We start from the raw sequence: 14,588 nt of genomic DNA, 5'->3' as shown, positions 1-14,588 counted from the left end.
AGAATTTATTCTTTTACCATCACCTTAATTAAAATACAGTTTTCAGGAAGCTGTTTTGTATTTAACCGCTCTTGTAACAGGTGCTCCGCTGTCTTTTTAAACTCAAGATATGTTGTGTTTTCTAAGTGTTCATCTGTTTTATTAAATTCATCTGCATTTATAATTTGAGTAATTTTTATCTTTTGTTTTTCAGCTTTCTTACTCTTATTAACACTCTCCCACTGTTGGTCATCTACTTTTGCAAAATATTGACGTTTATCAGACTCAAGAGCCTCTGCCGCAATGAGTGTAATTTTATCTTTTAAGCGGTACTTTCTACTTCCCGGAGGAAGTGGCGCAATAATAATTTCTTGTTTGCCTTTTTGAATCGCATCGAACTGTGCTCTATCGATTCGCATATTATAGTTTTTAGCACCCAAGACATTGCGTAAAACAAGCCCCAATGCACACAGCGCTAACAGACTTGCAAGAAGCATCACCCAGAAATTGTAGCCATATTTATTACGTTGAATGTGCTCTTGTGGATTCAATGTATTTGTAGTAACTCTTCTTCCTGTAACAAGTAGGCGTTTATTGTTAATACCTGTTGGCCAGCATGTAACCAGTGTGACCAAATCCTTTCCCGGAATGACATTAATAGCATCCGTATCTTCAGGATTTACAATTTTTCGCTCAAAAATCTCGTATTTTAATGTTTGATCTAAGACATGAATGTAGAAAACATCCTTCATTTTCAAGTCTTCCAAATCAGAAAATAAGGTATTATTAATATGCCCAGAATGTGCTGATAATACAGCATGTGTATTTTCCCCACCAATGGGTAAACTTGTCTGTGGGATATGACCTACACCTGCTGCTAATGTTTCTTCACTATCGCCACTATAAACAGGGATGTTCGTAACCTTAATTTGTGGAATGGAGAGATAAGCAATAACTTTATCATTGTTAGTCACCAACTGCTGCTTATAATCTGGTACTGCTTTATTCCAGCTTTGGTATTGACTTTTGGCGTAAATATACTGATTATAAATAGTTGCTTCATCTTTGAGATGTTTTGCTTGGGCTGGATCTATTGTTTCAACGCTATTGGTATATTTTTGGATTGTCGTTTTATTTTGTTGCGCGACCATATAGTTCACAAAGATAGGATAAAATAAAAGACCCAAAGCAAGAATCAACAGAACAGTGGAAATAATATTGCGCAGTGAAAATCGGCGTTCGCTTTTTCTATCTGAACTTTTATCACGCATGTGCTCCTCCTGCATGGTATCCATATTTTACTATTTTGAATCTACCTCTACTTCTTGTTTCTTTTTACGAATAACCATTGCTGCAAAACCCGCTGCTCCTGCTACTAATACCACGGCGACAATTCCTGCTCCACCTGTAAATGGAAGTGGGAATGGTTTATTATTCACAATATCATTATTATGCGCAGCAGGTGTTGTTGAAGCATTGACCTTTGTTACATTGGCAGCTGTCGTTGCTGTTGGTAATTGGAAACCATCAGGAGCAATCACTTCGACCGCAAAATAGTTGCTTGTGTTTTCTGTGTCTGTGTTGGTGTCAACAAGGTTAAGACCAGAAAAAGTAGCGACTCCTGAAGCTCCTGTTGTTTTGACAGCAATTGTTCCGTCAGCTTGTGTCACGAAAGATGCTTTGTCTGTTGATGAGTAGGCTGTCGGTAAACTGGAAAGATCTGAAGAAGAGCCATTAAAGCTTGAGGCATGTTTTTTAACCAAGGACTCAGCCGCGGCTGCATCTTTTGCTCTTACCAGCACAAATGTAGCTGGAGATGAAGTAATTGCTGAAGTCCCATCCGTTTTCGTCAGTTGGACACCACCAATATTTACAGTAGAATTTTTAGGTGTTGAACTGAGATCGACACCGTAAGCATTGATGATTGTTGTTTTGGCATTATCTTTATATGACCCCGCTGTAACACTACCTGATACTGTCGTAGGAATGTAGAGGTTCATATTTATTCTACCTGTTGCTGCATCTAGTAGACCAGCTACTTTTTTCATGCCATCATTTGTTAAAGAAACTGAAACCACTTGATTCGTAATGGTCATTGTATAATCTACTTCAGGTGTTAAAGCTGTTGTACCCGCCTTAAGCGTTGGAATACCGATTGTGAATCCTGCTGGAATCGTATCTTCAATCGTAAATTTTGCTTTAACATTATCTGCGATATCAGGCGAAGTCACTGTATCAGAAGTATTGACCCATTGTGATTTATCAAAGCTTGTATTGACGTTCCAACCGACCTTGTTTCCAGCTGCTGCTGTCGTTGTATTCGCAGCGTCACTCTCATTTGTATCAATTAAAGTTGTCGTATCTGCATTGGGTGATACAAGTTCATTAGGCGTTTTTCCGTTGTAGTTATCATCAGCGTTTGTAGCAGCAATATCAAATAAGTTTTTATATTTCGTCATATCCTGCTTCGGATAGACATTCAGTGGACCTTTATTGGTTGTATCGGAAGTATTAACCGTCACAATAAAATCCTTAACGGTCTGGACACCACCAACCAAAGTCATTTGATGAAAAAGCCAATAACCATCAGTAAGTCCCGTAAAGTCCGTCATACCATTTGTATCGGTTTTCTGAATTTTTCTTGTTGAAACATCGGCTGTAAAGGCTGAAGATACAACATCACCTGTACTGTTAACCATTGCAGAAGCAGCACCAGTCGGTGTAATTTTAGTTGCAGAAAACTGAACGTTCGACATTGTTAAGTTATTTGTCGCCGTAGATGTTGAAGATTCACCTGCAGCTTGTTGTGTACCGTCATTATTCCCGATAGCATTTCCCGTAGCGGCAGCACTTGAAGGTCCAGCCTGTTGTGCATAAATAACAACCTCACCATTAGAGACCTGATTTTTAATGGTGGTCGTTACGGCCTCCACAGCTGATTGAGAAACAATCATGTTTGAAACTGCAGCAAGTAACACCACAGAAGCTAAGGTGAACTTTCTTTTCCTTGTATTAATTTTCATATCCTTCTCCAATCTTTTGGTGTGATAGCGCTTTATATTTTAATTGTACAGAATTGTCAGAACAAAAGCGAATTAATTGCTTAAACATTTATTAATATTAAACAAAATAAAAAAATAATGCAGTAGGCATTATTTTTGTTTTATAACTTTATCTTCTCTAGCGCTTTTGGCGGAACACTTCTTTCTTCTACAATATTCCAACGTACAATCTTATCGTAATTTACGTGAGCCATGATGTATACACCTTCACGTAATGAATCTGCACGTAAACGTAGATCTTTGATTTCCCCTTTACTATTAGAGGATTTGAAGAAATAGACGTATTCACTTTCTGAATCAGAAGTGCTTCTGGTCACAGAACTCGTCTTGTTTTCCAAAGTAACTTTCGCGTAATAGTCAGTCGTGTTTAAAATATGTTTTAAAGCAAAATATCCTCCACAAAAAATAATTGATACAACAGTTAACCCAATAAATCTTTTCATATTTTCTCCAATAGTCTTATTTATTTATAGTATACTAAAACATAAATACATTTTTAAGAGCAATTTGAACATTCATGTTTTTGTGTTTATTATAAGTAATAAAAGGAGACTTTTTAATGATAAATACTATTTTTTGTCTAAAATAGTGCGTGTATTTTTCTTACGATATTTTGTGGATTTGTTGCTCTTGTTAAAAGTGAAATAACTGCTACTCCATCCAAAGGCATTTGGCTCAGTTTATTTAGCGAATCAAGAGTAATGCCACCAATTCCAACGATTGATTTTTGATTTACAAGAAGCAACTCTCTCAGTTGTTTTTCTCCAAATGGCTCGGCAGCATCTGATTTACTGCTTGTAGGATAAATGGGGCCAATGCCAAGATAATCTGCGTCACTTTTTTGTGCTGCTAAGAGTTCTTGTTTATTTCTAACCGATAGCCCAATATATTTTTTCGGGCCTAGCTTTTCTCTGGCTTCTGCAATTGCTCTATCTTGTTGTCCAAGATGAACCCCATCTGCTTGGATCATGCAAGCCAGTTCTAAATCATCATTGACAATAAAAGGGATATGTAAGTCCTTTGCTGCTTCTTGGAGCTTCAATACAGTGGTCATTCTTTGATTTTGATTCCTATAAATTGTTCCTTTATCGCGAAATTGATAGGAAGATACTCCTGACTGTAGAATCACAATAATTTTTTCGACTGCTTTTTCTATGGATAATTCAGCAAAATTTTGTGGACCTGCAATAAAATAACACTTTAAATATTCTTTATTCATCACATCTTACCCAATGATTAAGAGGACCGTGTCCGTGACCAACATTAATACTTTCTTTTATTGCGTTTGTGATAAAGGATTTTGCATGAGGTAAAATATCAAGCAGTTCTTCTCCCCGTGCAAGATGAGCTGTAATATATGAGGAAAGTGTATCCCCTGTACCATGTGTTCGATTTGTATGAATTCTTGAAGCAGAATAACACATAATTTCACCAGATTCTGTCAATAATAAATCTGTCACAGTTTCTCGCGCTGAATGCCCTCCTTTAATCAGAACATTTTTCGCCCCCAAACTTTGCAGATCATAAAGCGCTTGTCGTATCTCTTCCTCATTAGAAATCGGGTAATCCAGAAGTACTTCTGCTTCTTGCAGATTCGGCGTAATGAGTTCTGCTAAGGGAAAAAGGTCTTTTTTTATGCACCTGATAGCTTCATCTGAAAGAAGAACGGTACCTCCTTTCGCAACCATCACCGGATCAACTACCAAATGTTGGGGTTGATAGCGTTTAATTCCTGTGATAACAGCTTTAACTTGAGCTACATCGAAAAGTGCCCCTGTTTTTGCAGCAGAAATATCTAAGTCAGAAAACACTGAGTCAAATTGCGATAATATAAAATGAGGCGCTACACTTGAAATCTCTTGCACCCCAAGTGTATTTTGAGCAGTCAGACCTACAACAATCGTAGCCGAATAAACTTTTTGACTGTGAAAAGTTTTAAGATCCGCATTAATTCCTGCTCCTCCACTTGAATCAATACCTGCAATTGTGACAACTTGTGGTACCTCAATCATTTTCTTAGCCCCGCTTTCTTTGAACTGCAATAGATATTATTTAATAAGGCAGTGATGAAATCTCCAGGAAGCCCTTTGACTTGTCGTTCTGCCTGGATTCCAGATTCACTAAAAAATTTAGTAGCTTCATATGAAGCTTCAAGTAGGTGAGAATTTGTGGCTGAAAAAGTAGCGATCGCCGCAGTTAACATATCACCACATCCAACATTTATTTCAAAAAGTTTGCTGCTTGTCTTCACATAATGCAGATGATTTCCATCTGTGATGACATCTGTTTGTCCCGTCTGAACAATAACAGCATTTGTTTTTTTTGCTGCACTTTTTGCATTATTACTGCTGATAGTCGTAGCAAGTGAGTCGATACCTTTACTCTTTTCTTCCTCTTCAGCAAACCAAGCAATTTCCGAAGCATTCCCTCGGATAATATCGAAGTGAATTTCAGATAAGAGTTGTTTCATGATTTTGGCCCTATAAGGAACGTGTACGGCTACTGGATCTAAAACAACCGGGATTCCTTTTTCGTTTGCTAAACGTCCCGCTACAATGAAAAGTGGTACATCTTCTTGGCTCAAAGTACCTGTATTTAAAACAAGTACACTTGCAAGTGTAAGGAGATCTTTAATTTCATCCTTTTCGGACGACATTAAAGGTGAAGCACCTAGAAAACTTACAAGATCAGCAACTCTTTGGATGGTAACACTATTCGTAAGACTTAAGATTAAAGGCTTTTGATGACGAATTTCTGTTAAAGTTGACATAAAAAAACTCCTTTGTAAACACAAGGAGGGGAAAGCAAAAAACATACCACATCAAGTTAGATAAACTAAAAGTAGTAATGACACATCCCTTCGCAGGTCTTAACCCGAGCAGGTTTGATGGTTTTTCTCAACTGATAAAATGATCATTTTATCGGTACCCATTGTGTTATGATATTTATTTTTTCTATAGGATTATATTTCATATAGAAATTAATTTTAGTATAACATACTGTGTCATAAAGATAAAGCAAGCGCTCAAATTTTTATTGGTTCTATCATAAAAAGCACTGATGAGTAAAGATCAGTGCTTTGTCTTCTAGTAGTAACGTTTATTTTTTTGTTTTAGTGCTTTACGAACATTTTTCATGCCGCCAACTTCTTTAAACATTGTGTCGAGTTTTTTTCTTTCAATTTCTCTGTTATTTAGACCTGCATAAGCTGTTTCTTTTAGTAGCTTTTGGTAGTTTGAAAAACGTTCAAATGAAAGTTCACCTTGTGCAAGAGCGCCTTGAATAGCACATGCGGGTTCATTGCCATGCTTACAATCAGAAAACTTGCATTGCGATTCTAAAGCTTCAATATCTGAGAAGCTTTCACTAAAATTTGCCCGATCTAAGCCAACTTCACGTATCCCCGGCGTATCAATAATCATAGCTCCTGAAGGTAATTTAAATAGCCTACGTTGTGTTGTGGTGTGCTTTCCTTTTCCATCACTGCGTAGATTATTTGTTTTTAACGCTTTTTGTCCCAATAATGCGTTAACCAATGTTGATTTACCCACACCAGATGAACCAATCAAAACATAGGTTTCTCCGGCCGTGATGTAGGATTGTAAAGGAAAATATCCATTTTCAGTTTGTGAGGATGTCAGAATAATATCAACACCTAAACTAATCACTTGGAGAGCTGCTTGTTTTTGTTCCATATTCTGTGCTACATCTGTTTTAGTTAATACAAATACAGGAAGAGCACCTGATTCCCATACTAGGGTAAGATAACGCTCTGCTCGTCGTAGATTAAAGTCTTCATTAAGCGACATACAAATCAAGACTTTATCTATATTAGTCGCCATAAGTTGGCGTTCATGCGTCTCTCCAGCTGCTTTACGAATAAGAGCTGAGTGGCGTGGCAAACAGCGCTGAATTTGTGCCCGTCCAGTAGAATCTGTTTCTCGATCTAAGAGAACGAAATCGCCGACTACTGGAAAGTCAAGTGATTCTAATGCTTCAAAACGATATTTCCCCGATACTTCTGCTTTGACTTCACCTGATTGAGTTGCGACGATGTATTGATTGCGATTCTGCTCAATCACTCGTCCGGGATAAAAATCTGGATAATTCATAGCTTCTTTTTTAAATTTTTCTGTGAAGCCTAATGTATTTAATCTATAGTTTGTGTTCAAGTTTTGTTCCTCCAAAAAGTTTTAGTAACTTATTGGGAGACAACATGGTTCAGACGTGAGCAAGTGCCTCCCCATGTCTTACAATTTCCTTATTTACGTGCATAATTGCTCCTTTCTTTTACTTCAAGTATAGCATATCTTAATATAAAAAAATACAGCCTTTAAAGCTGTATTTCTCTTTAGATAGTAACAGTTATTGAGGCTGCAATAATGATTAAGACCAGACCAATAATTGTTAGGAGCATTTCTTTTTTTGTTTTTCTTTGATTTAAGAACCAGATTCCTGTCAAAGTTGCTAAAACAACAGATGTTTGAGAAAGAATAAATCCAGTCGCCAAACCATTCATATCAGGTTGAGCAGAGATGAGATAAGTTAAGGCCGCAAATGCAAAGAAGAAACCGGAGATGATATGTTTGTATGATACGCTTTCAAAGATTGCCATTTTTGACTTTTCTTTGAAAGAGATGACAATACTGTAAATAAGAGCAGTCAAGAGCATACCAATGGCTTGTGGGAGAAAGGCTTCTTGACCTGACAAGTTACTAGCTTGAGGTGCAGCAGAGTAGGCCCAATACCCAATCGCACCAAGCGCTAAGAAAATAACTACTTTTCTCAAAAGCCCCGTACTTGCAGGCGTTTTTTCTTCAGACCAAACAGTCAAGCTCGCACCAAAAATAATAAGTATAAGAGAGAAAGCTCCCAAAATTTTAGCACTAACACCAGGCCAGTTTCCCAAAGCAACAACACCCCAAAGTGATGCAGCTAAGAGTTGGAAAGCTGTCGTAATTGGCATTACTTTAGAAGAACCAATCAAACTAAAACAGTAAAAAGTTACGATTTGCCCTGCAGCCCAACCGATTCCAGATAAAATACCGAGAAATAAATCCATCCCTGAAGCTAAATGAATGCCTTGTGACATGGAAAAAACTAGGGCAAAAATTAGAGTACCTAAAGTTGAACCAAGGATTTGGTTGACGGGTTTCCCACCAATTTTTGAAACGATTGTTGGGTAAAGCCCCCAACCAAGAAGCGGGCCAAGGCCAATTAATAGTGCTGTTGTATTCATGTTTTTGTTTTTCTCCTATTTGTCTTTAAAATACGACATTGCTTTCTAGTAAGATGTTTGCGTAAGGTGTCATTTCTCCTGTACGGATAAAGGCATGACAGTTATTTAACTCTGCCTTCATATCGCTATGTGGAATAAATTCGACAGGTGTATTAGGTAAGCGATCAGTAATTTGAGTTAAAATTTTTGGGTTATTTTCTTTTATCTCTTCAGCAAGATAGATTTTTTGAACTTCAAGTTCTTCTAAAACGTTATTTAAGACGTCCATGAAGCTTGGAATACCATTATCTACAGCCAAGTCAATTTTTTCTGTTCCTCTTGGAACTGGCATCCCAGCATCACCAATGCTAAGCTTGTCAAAGTGACCCATTTGAGCAATGACACGTGAAATATCAGAATTTATAACTTTTGTTTTTTTCATTTGAAATACTCCTAATCCAGTTCATTTTTGTAAGGGATAGAGGGTTGTGCGCCGTATCTTTGTACAGTCAGTGATGAAGCTTTACTGCCATAAAGAATAGCATCCTCAATATTACTGAAATCAGCTTTTAAAACAGTGCTTAAAGCACCGATGAAAGTATCACCAGCAGCTGTTGTATCGACAGCCGCTACCTTGAAAGCAGGAATAATACCAGACTTGCCATCTTTGATATCATAATAAGCTCCCTTACTTCCTAAGGTGATAATCACTGCTTCAATACCAAGATTGTGGAAGTAATCAGCAGCAGCTTTTAGACTATGCTCATCTTCTACTTTTATTCCAGTTATGAGTTCAGCTTCAGTTTCATTGGGAATAATGATATCGGTTGTAGCTAAGAGCTCTTGTGGAATATCCGTTCTCGCAGGTGCTGGATTAAGAATAGTTCTAACATCATTTTCTTTAGCAAGCTTAAAGGCAGTAACTGTACTGTCAAGGGCACTTTCAAATTGGGCAATCAAAAAATCGCTGTTGGCAATAATATGCTTTGAGTTTTCAACGTGATCCGATGTAAATGCATTATTCGCCCCTGAGAAAATCATAATGCTGTTTTCACCAGAATCATCCACGGTAATAAAGGCTTGACCTGTAGATTGGCTTTCTAAGAGTTGGACAGCTGAAGTATCTATATCTTCATACTCTAAAAGCTCACGCATCATTTGTCCAGCACCGTCTTTACCAATGGCACCGATAAAGAAAGTATCAGCGCCAGAACGCTTTGCTGCTACCGCTTGGTTGGCACCTTTACCGCCACCGGCAGTAAAATGTTCTTTTGCATGTAAAGTCTCACCTGGTTTCGGCATATTGCTTACTCTCAAAGTTGTATCTAGGTTGATACTGCCAATAATTGTGATCTTATTCATTTTAGTTCTCCTTTATTTTTCTTGTACTGTCTCGTTCAACATAAGAAACTTTAAGTTTAATCTGTTTTTGGTCAATTGGCTGATGGTTTGCCATTTTATAAATTAATTGGGCCGCTTCATGCCCCATTTCATAAGCGGGTTGATGAATTGTTGAAAGAGCGGGATAAACGTATTTGCTCATCAAAATATCATCATAACCAATCAGTTGGATATCTTCAGGAATACGTTTATTTATGCGATGAATCTCCTGCATATATGCAACCGCATGAACATCAGAAGGCAGAATAATCGTATCAAGAGTGTTTTGTTCTTTGAGAAGTTTTTCTGCTTCCGCTTGGATTTCCAAAAAATCATAGCTCATACTTTGAAAAACTTGATAGTCCACCGCTGCTTGATTTAAGTAGGTAATACTAGAACTAAAGCGTTCATTCGTATTATCCGTTGTCAATGGTCCTCGAACAACTGCAATCTGCTGTGCTCCTGCTTCTACTACAGCCTTGGCAGCCAGAAATCCGCCGTGGCTGTTGTCAGAGAAGACACCAAATTCACTTTTCTTACCTACACGATCCACAGTTACTGCAGGTAAATCAAACTCAGGAAATTCTTCCTTAAAGTCAACCGTTGTGATGACACCAGCAGCATTGCTTTGAACTAAAAACTGAAGATAGGACTTGATGATTTCACGATCTTCACTAACATTCCCTAAAATTAGTTGGTAGCCTTTTTCTCTAAGAAATTCTTCCACTCCTTTCGCCAACATTGGAAAGAAGGGATTAGAGATATCAGGCAATAAAAGACCGACCAAGTTACTTTTTTTACTTTTTAGAGACTGAGCCGAGATATTTGGTGAGTAATTCAAGTCTTGAATCGCATTTTTAATCTTTACCTCTGCTTCTGCGCTAACATATCCGTTATGTGTGATATATCTTGAAACTGTAGACACGGAAACGCCAGCTTTCGAGGCAACCTGTTTGATTGTAGCCAATAGACCTCCTTGTGACATAATGTGGAAACGTTCTCACATATTACTTAACTATTGTAATCGCTTGCTGTAAATATGTCAAGCATAAACTAAAAATTATTAGATTAATTAAAAAACGTAAAAAAAGAGCCTCAACCTTGGCTCTTTCTGCTTTTTAGTCATAAAGATAGAATAAATCACTAGCAATTGTGGGATAGGCCATGATCATATTTTGAAATTTGTCCAAATTAATAGCTTGATTAATACAGAAATTCAAGATATTTACAAGTTCTTCTGCCACTGTCGAGAGAAGTGTCGCTCCAAGAATTTCATTTTTATCATTTACAATAACATTAATTTTTGAAAGAGGATCAGCTATGCGTTTATAGGTATACCAATCCGTCATATCTATGTTTCGCTCATTTTCTTTATCAAGAATTTTGGTTTGACCAATTTGGGCGAGTTTGCTAGATCCAAAAATAACAGTAGGAATGGCCGGATATTTGATACCTTCAATTTCACCGTCCTGTGCAAAATAACGTGCAAGGTATCTGGCTTCAAAACCTGAAACAGGGGTTAGTTTGGGTTGCTTTTTATCTAAAGCATCTCCGATAGCATATATATTTGGATTATTAGTTTGTAAAAATTCATTAACTTCAATACCTTTAGCCGTTGTTTTTACACCGACAGCGTCGAGATTTAGGTCTTCAATATTTGGAATACGCCCGACTGCTGAGATAACACCATCAGCAGTGACTTTGCGATTGTCTTCACTAGTGATTTTGATTCCTGAGTCAGTTTGTTCAAGCCTTTCAGGCGAAAAATTATCAATAAAGGAAATGCCTTCCTTTTGTAATTGCTTAATATACGAGGCTGCAAATTCATCCGCGAAACCTCGAATTTTTAGTGCACCGTGTGTGAGAACAGAAACCTCAGCTCCCGCTGCATTAGCGATTTGCGCTAATTCAAGTGAGACATAACCCGAACCTAAGAAAACAAGACGTTTGGGAAGTTCCTCTAGCTCTAAGAAGTCATTGGAAGTCAGTAAAAACTCATTACCCGGAATATCCAAAACCCTTGGTCGTGCACCAGTTGCTAGGATATAGTTATCCGCAAAGTATGCCTTATCCCCGACATCTAGATGTCCATCGGTCTGAAAACTTGCCGAGCCATAAACAGTCTTAATGCCTGCGCTTTTCAATCCTTGTTCAGTGCTTGAAGGAATGGCATCACTGTATGCTCTTTTTCGAGCTAGCATTTCTTGCCAATCAATTCTAAGGTTACCGTGTAAACCAGCAGATACGAGATTTTCTGCTTTATACTTTGCTTCGACAAGTGCCATCATAATCTTTGTGGGATCACAACCATAGTTCGGGCACGTTCCCCCCCATTTATCCTTTTCCGCAATTAGGACAGATGCTCCCTGCTCTTTGAGTGCATAAGCTAGTGCATTCCCTCCAGGTCCTGCACCGATAATAATATAGTTATATTTTTCCATATCTGCTCCTCCAACTTTCTCTTAAATCCATCATAATAGTAAAAAAGCCAAAACGCGAATGTTTTGACTTGTTTTTCCTATTTTAAAACGTCTTGTAATTCTTCTTTGTGGATTCTAAAATACTTTGCCGCATACGGGCAAGTCGCTTGAAGTTTGAGATTTTCTTTACGTGCTTTCTCAATTCCTGCCTTTAAAAGTAGTTGAGCAAGACCCTGGCCTCGATATTCAATAGCAACACCTGTATGAGTGATAACAATATTATTGCCCATTCTCATAAACGTCATCTCGCCGATGCGTTCATTATTGTCATTGTACAAGATAATGTTGTTGTCTTCTTCAACAGTTTTCATAGTCTTCCTCTTTTCTTCTTTTTATTTGATAAATTTTAGTGCACCAGATGGACAACGATTGATAATCTCTTGATTATCAAATTTTTCTCCATTGTCTGGGATAATCCATGGTCTGCGCCCCACTTCCCAGACAGCTGCATTACCACGTACGCATTCTCCTGCATGCTCGCAAATTTGAGCATTATAATAGATATCCATTTCCTTACCACGATAACGTCGGTAACCTGCTTGATCCAAGTTTTCATCAGTTGTTGCTTGATTATTAATTTTTGAATTGTCCATTTCCCCCCCTTAATGTGATTAGAAGCCTCCCAAGTCTGTCGCCTTTCCTGCCTCAACTAAACCTTCTTCCTCCATATAAACAGCAAAAGGTTGTAATTTTTCAGCATGGAAACGTTCTTTGAAAGCATCAATAGTTTCTTGTGGATATTGTTTAGGATCAAGCTGCAGACGTTCCACTGGAATAGGACTTTCACCCGTAATTTTAGCATCAATAAGTACAGGTAAGCCTGATTCAACCAACTTCATTGCTTGGGCAAAAATATTGTCCAACTCTTCGACTTTGTTAACTGTAAAGCCATGAACGCCCATTGCCTCAGCAACTTTTGCAAAATCAATCCCAGTAAATTCCACCCCAAGATAACCTTTATTAGTCGTTTCTTGCTCATCTTTGATAAAACCAAACTGTTGATTAGAGAAAACGACATTAATAATTGGTAACTTTTCTTGAGCTTGAGTTGCTAAATCTTGCATAACCATTGAAAAAGCACCATCACCTGAAAGTGACCACACTTGACGATTAGGGAAATCTAACTTGGCCGCAATCGCACCGGGAAGCCCAACACCCATTGTCGCAAATAAACCAGAAGTGCGCCAAAGTTGACCTTTACCCATATGCAAATGACGAACAGATGTCATCGTAACATCTCCAACATCAGTGGAAAAAAGTGCATCCTTTTTCGCGACTTTATTAATAGCATGATAGACCTGATAAAGATTCAACGGATTTTCTTTATCTTCTTCAAGGGTCTGCGTATAATTTTTCCAGTTGGCGATATTTTTTACATTAGCACGCCACCAAGGTGTCTCTTCTTTTTCCTTCATTTGCTGAGAGAGGGCTTTCACAACTTTTTTAGCATCTGCTAAAATGCTGAGTTCTGTCCGTTGTCGTTTGCCTAGTTTTGCAGGATCGATATCTACTTGAATCACGTGTTTCACATGTTCAAACATATTCGTAACATCGATAAAAGGTTGGTTCGTGCCCAGCATTAAAACCGTATCTGCGTTTGCAATAGCATCATTAGCTGGTTTTCTTGAAACTCGAGTAGGCGATCCAAGAAAAGCCTCAAAGTCATCATCCATAATATCAATAGCCAGTGCGGAAACCATTACTGGGGCTTTAATTTTTCTTGAAAGCTCCATAAGTTCAGTCCCTGCGCCACGCATCCCGATACCAGAGAAAATGACAGGACGTTCAGCATTTTGTAAAATTTGCATCGCTTGCTCAATAGCCTCTTGTTTGGGTTCAGCAAGTTCCGGTTGGATATAAGCTTGACTTGCATCAAACCATGAATCTTTTTCAATTTCTTGCCAACCCAGATCAACAGGAAGTTGAACTACAGCCACACCTCTTTTGCTGTAGGCTTGACGAATCGCTTCGTCAATAATATGAGGAAGCGATTGTGCGGTCATGACCACACGATGGTAGACTGAAACATCAGCATAAATTGGATCTTCATTCATTTCTTGGAAAGTATCCATATTCATTCCAGTAGTGCCAAATTGACCAATAATTGCCAACAGAGGAACATGATCTTCTTTTGCATCATATAAACCGTTCATTAAGTGTGTTCCCCCAGGTCCTGCAGAACCGAAGGCTACACCGATATGTCCTGTAAATTTAGCGTGCATACTTGCAGCCATCGCACCCACTTCTTCATGACGGACCTGAACAAAATGAATACGCTCTTTTTCTTCTAAGAGGGCATCCATCAAAGAATTAATGGAGCCACCTGGCAGACCATAAATATCTTTTACTCCCCAATTTTCAAGAACTTTAACTGCTGCAACACCAGCTTTTATTGTTTCTACCATTACTATTTCCTCTCATTTCTAAAAACTTAAAATATGAGTGACCGAAAATTAGATGACGAATTGC

Annotated in this window: 15 protein-coding genes and 1 riboswitch; all 15 genes read right to left on the bottom strand. The window is 38.0% G+C overall.

What is annotated here, in order from left to right; genetic code table 11:
• Window positions 1-5 precede the first annotated feature (5 nt).
• The 15 genes from lgb_RS05135 to spxB all read right to left on the bottom strand — a co-directional run bounded on the left by lgb_RS05135 (window position 6) and on the right by spxB (window position 14,524).
• A complete protein-coding gene (locus tag lgb_RS05135; RefSeq protein ID WP_019293920.1) occupies window positions 6-1,250 on the bottom strand; it encodes a class C sortase in 1,245 nt (414 codons plus the stop codon).
• A gap of 30 nt (window positions 1,251-1,280) precedes the next feature.
• Window positions 1,281-3,002: a SpaH/EbpB family LPXTG-anchored major pilin gene (locus lgb_RS05130; protein WP_019293919.1), complete on the bottom strand. Its 1,722-nt coding sequence runs from the start codon at window positions 3,000-3,002 to the stop codon at window positions 1,281-1,283.
• A gap of 140 nt (window positions 3,003-3,142) precedes the next feature.
• Window positions 3,143-3,484 (bottom strand): YxeA family protein, encoded by a 342-nt coding sequence (locus lgb_RS05125; RefSeq protein WP_019292288.1) that lies wholly within the window; start codon window positions 3,482-3,484, stop codon window positions 3,143-3,145.
• A 137-nt stretch (window positions 3,485-3,621) separates the two neighbouring features.
• Window positions 3,622-4,260 carry a thiamine phosphate synthase gene (gene thiE / locus lgb_RS05120; RefSeq protein WP_019293918.1) on the bottom strand — a complete coding sequence of 213 codons (639 nt, stop codon included), beginning with the start codon at window positions 4,258-4,260 and terminating at the stop codon, window positions 3,622-3,624.
• Complete coding sequence (thiD, locus tag lgb_RS05115) at window positions 4,253-5,053, bottom strand: bifunctional hydroxymethylpyrimidine kinase/phosphomethylpyrimidine kinase (protein WP_019293917.1); 801 nt, start codon at window positions 5,051-5,053, stop codon at window positions 4,253-4,255. The genes thiE and thiD overlap by 8 nt, the downstream gene beginning before the upstream one ends.
• Window positions 5,050-5,811, bottom strand: coding sequence for a hydroxyethylthiazole kinase (gene thiM / locus lgb_RS05110; RefSeq protein ID WP_019293916.1), 762 nt, complete (start codon window positions 5,809-5,811; stop codon window positions 5,050-5,052). Before thiM ends, thiD begins: the two co-directional genes overlap by 4 nt.
• A gap of 68 nt (window positions 5,812-5,879) precedes the next feature.
• A riboswitch (TPP riboswitch) is annotated at window positions 5,880-5,983 on the bottom strand.
• Window positions 5,984-6,127: 144 nt separating this feature from the next.
• The gene (gene rsgA / locus lgb_RS05105) at window positions 6,128-7,213 is read right to left on the bottom strand and encodes a ribosome small subunit-dependent GTPase A (RefSeq protein ID WP_019293915.1); all 1,086 of its coding nucleotides are present in this window, start codon (window positions 7,211-7,213) and stop codon (window positions 6,128-6,130) included.
• 179 nt (window positions 7,214-7,392) lie between these two features.
• Window positions 7,393-8,280, bottom strand: a complete 888-nt coding sequence (gene rbsU, locus lgb_RS05100) for a ribose/proton symporter RbsU (protein WP_019292290.1) — start codon at window positions 8,278-8,280, stop codon at window positions 7,393-7,395.
• A 25-nt stretch (window positions 8,281-8,305) separates the two neighbouring features.
• Window positions 8,306-8,701 (bottom strand): D-ribose pyranase, encoded by a 396-nt coding sequence (rbsD, locus tag lgb_RS05095; protein ID WP_019292291.1) that lies wholly within the window; start codon window positions 8,699-8,701, stop codon window positions 8,306-8,308.
• Between the two features lie 11 nt (window positions 8,702-8,712).
• The gene (rbsK, locus tag lgb_RS05090; RefSeq protein WP_019293914.1) at window positions 8,713-9,621 is read right to left on the bottom strand and encodes a ribokinase; all 909 of its coding nucleotides are present in this window, start codon (window positions 9,619-9,621) and stop codon (window positions 8,713-8,715) included.
• Between the two features lies 1 nt (window position 9,622).
• A complete protein-coding gene (locus lgb_RS05085) occupies window positions 9,623-10,606 on the bottom strand; it encodes a LacI family DNA-binding transcriptional regulator (protein WP_019293913.1) in 984 nt (327 codons plus the stop codon).
• Window positions 10,607-10,757: 151 nt separating this feature from the next.
• A complete protein-coding gene (locus tag lgb_RS05080) occupies window positions 10,758-12,080 on the bottom strand; it encodes a dihydrolipoyl dehydrogenase family protein (protein ID WP_019293912.1) in 1,323 nt (440 codons plus the stop codon).
• A 77-nt stretch (window positions 12,081-12,157) separates the two neighbouring features.
• Complete coding sequence (locus lgb_RS05075; RefSeq protein WP_019293911.1) at window positions 12,158-12,430, bottom strand: GNAT family N-acetyltransferase; 273 nt, start codon at window positions 12,428-12,430, stop codon at window positions 12,158-12,160.
• A gap of 21 nt (window positions 12,431-12,451) precedes the next feature.
• On the bottom strand, window positions 12,452-12,712 hold the full coding sequence (locus lgb_RS05070) for a (4Fe-4S)-binding protein (protein WP_019293910.1): 261 nt from the start codon (window positions 12,710-12,712) through the stop codon (window positions 12,452-12,454).
• Window positions 12,713-12,730: 18 nt separating this feature from the next.
• The gene (gene spxB, locus lgb_RS05065; RefSeq protein ID WP_019293909.1) at window positions 12,731-14,524 is read right to left on the bottom strand and encodes a pyruvate oxidase; all 1,794 of its coding nucleotides are present in this window, start codon (window positions 14,522-14,524) and stop codon (window positions 12,731-12,733) included.
• Between the last annotated feature and the right edge of the window lie 64 nt (window positions 14,525-14,588).

It is taken from the genome of Lactococcus petauri, assembly GCF_023499275.1.
In the GTDB taxonomy this organism is placed as follows: Bacteria; Bacillota; Bacilli; order Lactobacillales; family Streptococcaceae; genus Lactococcus; species Lactococcus petauri.
The sequence above is the reverse complement of the archived record's forward strand: the minus strand, read 5'-3'. Positions and strand labels throughout refer to the sequence as shown.

Bases quoted from the DNA above. Each gene is read 5' to 3' on its own strand.
- lgb_RS05135 (WP_019293920.1), bottom strand. From the start codon at position 1,250: ATGCGTGATAAAAGTTCAGATAGAAAAAGCGAACGCCGATTTTCACTG.
- lgb_RS05130 (WP_019293919.1), bottom strand. From the start codon at position 3,002: ATGAAAATTAATACAAGGAAAAGAAAGTTCACCTTAGCTTCTGTGGTG.
- lgb_RS05125 (WP_019292288.1), bottom strand. From the start codon at position 3,484: ATGAAAAGATTTATTGGGTTAACTGTTGTATCAATTATTTTTTGTGGA.
- thiE (WP_019293918.1), bottom strand. From the start codon at position 4,260: ATGAATAAAGAATATTTAAAGTGTTATTTTATTGCAGGTCCACAAAAT.
- thiD (WP_019293917.1), bottom strand. From the start codon at position 5,053: ATGATTGAGGTACCACAAGTTGTCACAATTGCAGGTATTGATTCAAGT.
- thiM (WP_019293916.1), bottom strand. From the start codon at position 5,811: ATGTCAACTTTAACAGAAATTCGTCATCAAAAGCCTTTAATCTTAAGT.
- rbsU (WP_019292290.1), bottom strand. From the start codon at position 8,280: ATGAATACAACAGCACTATTAATTGGCCTTGGCCCGCTTCTTGGTTGG.
- rbsD (WP_019292291.1), bottom strand. From the start codon at position 8,701: ATGAAAAAAACAAAAGTTATAAATTCTGATATTTCACGTGTCATTGCT.
- rbsK (WP_019293914.1), bottom strand. From the start codon at position 9,621: ATGAATAAGATCACAATTATTGGCAGTATCAACCTAGATACAACTTTG.
- lgb_RS05080 (WP_019293912.1), bottom strand. From the start codon at position 12,080: ATGGAAAAATATAACTATATTATTATCGGTGCAGGACCTGGAGGGAAT.
- lgb_RS05075 (WP_019293911.1), bottom strand. From the start codon at position 12,430: ATGAAAACTGTTGAAGAAGACAACAACATTATCTTGTACAATGACAAT.
- lgb_RS05070 (WP_019293910.1), bottom strand. From the start codon at position 12,712: ATGGACAATTCAAAAATTAATAATCAAGCAACAACTGATGAAAACTTG.
- spxB (WP_019293909.1), bottom strand. From the start codon at position 14,524: ATGGTAGAAACAATAAAAGCTGGTGTTGCAGCAGTTAAAGTTCTTGAA.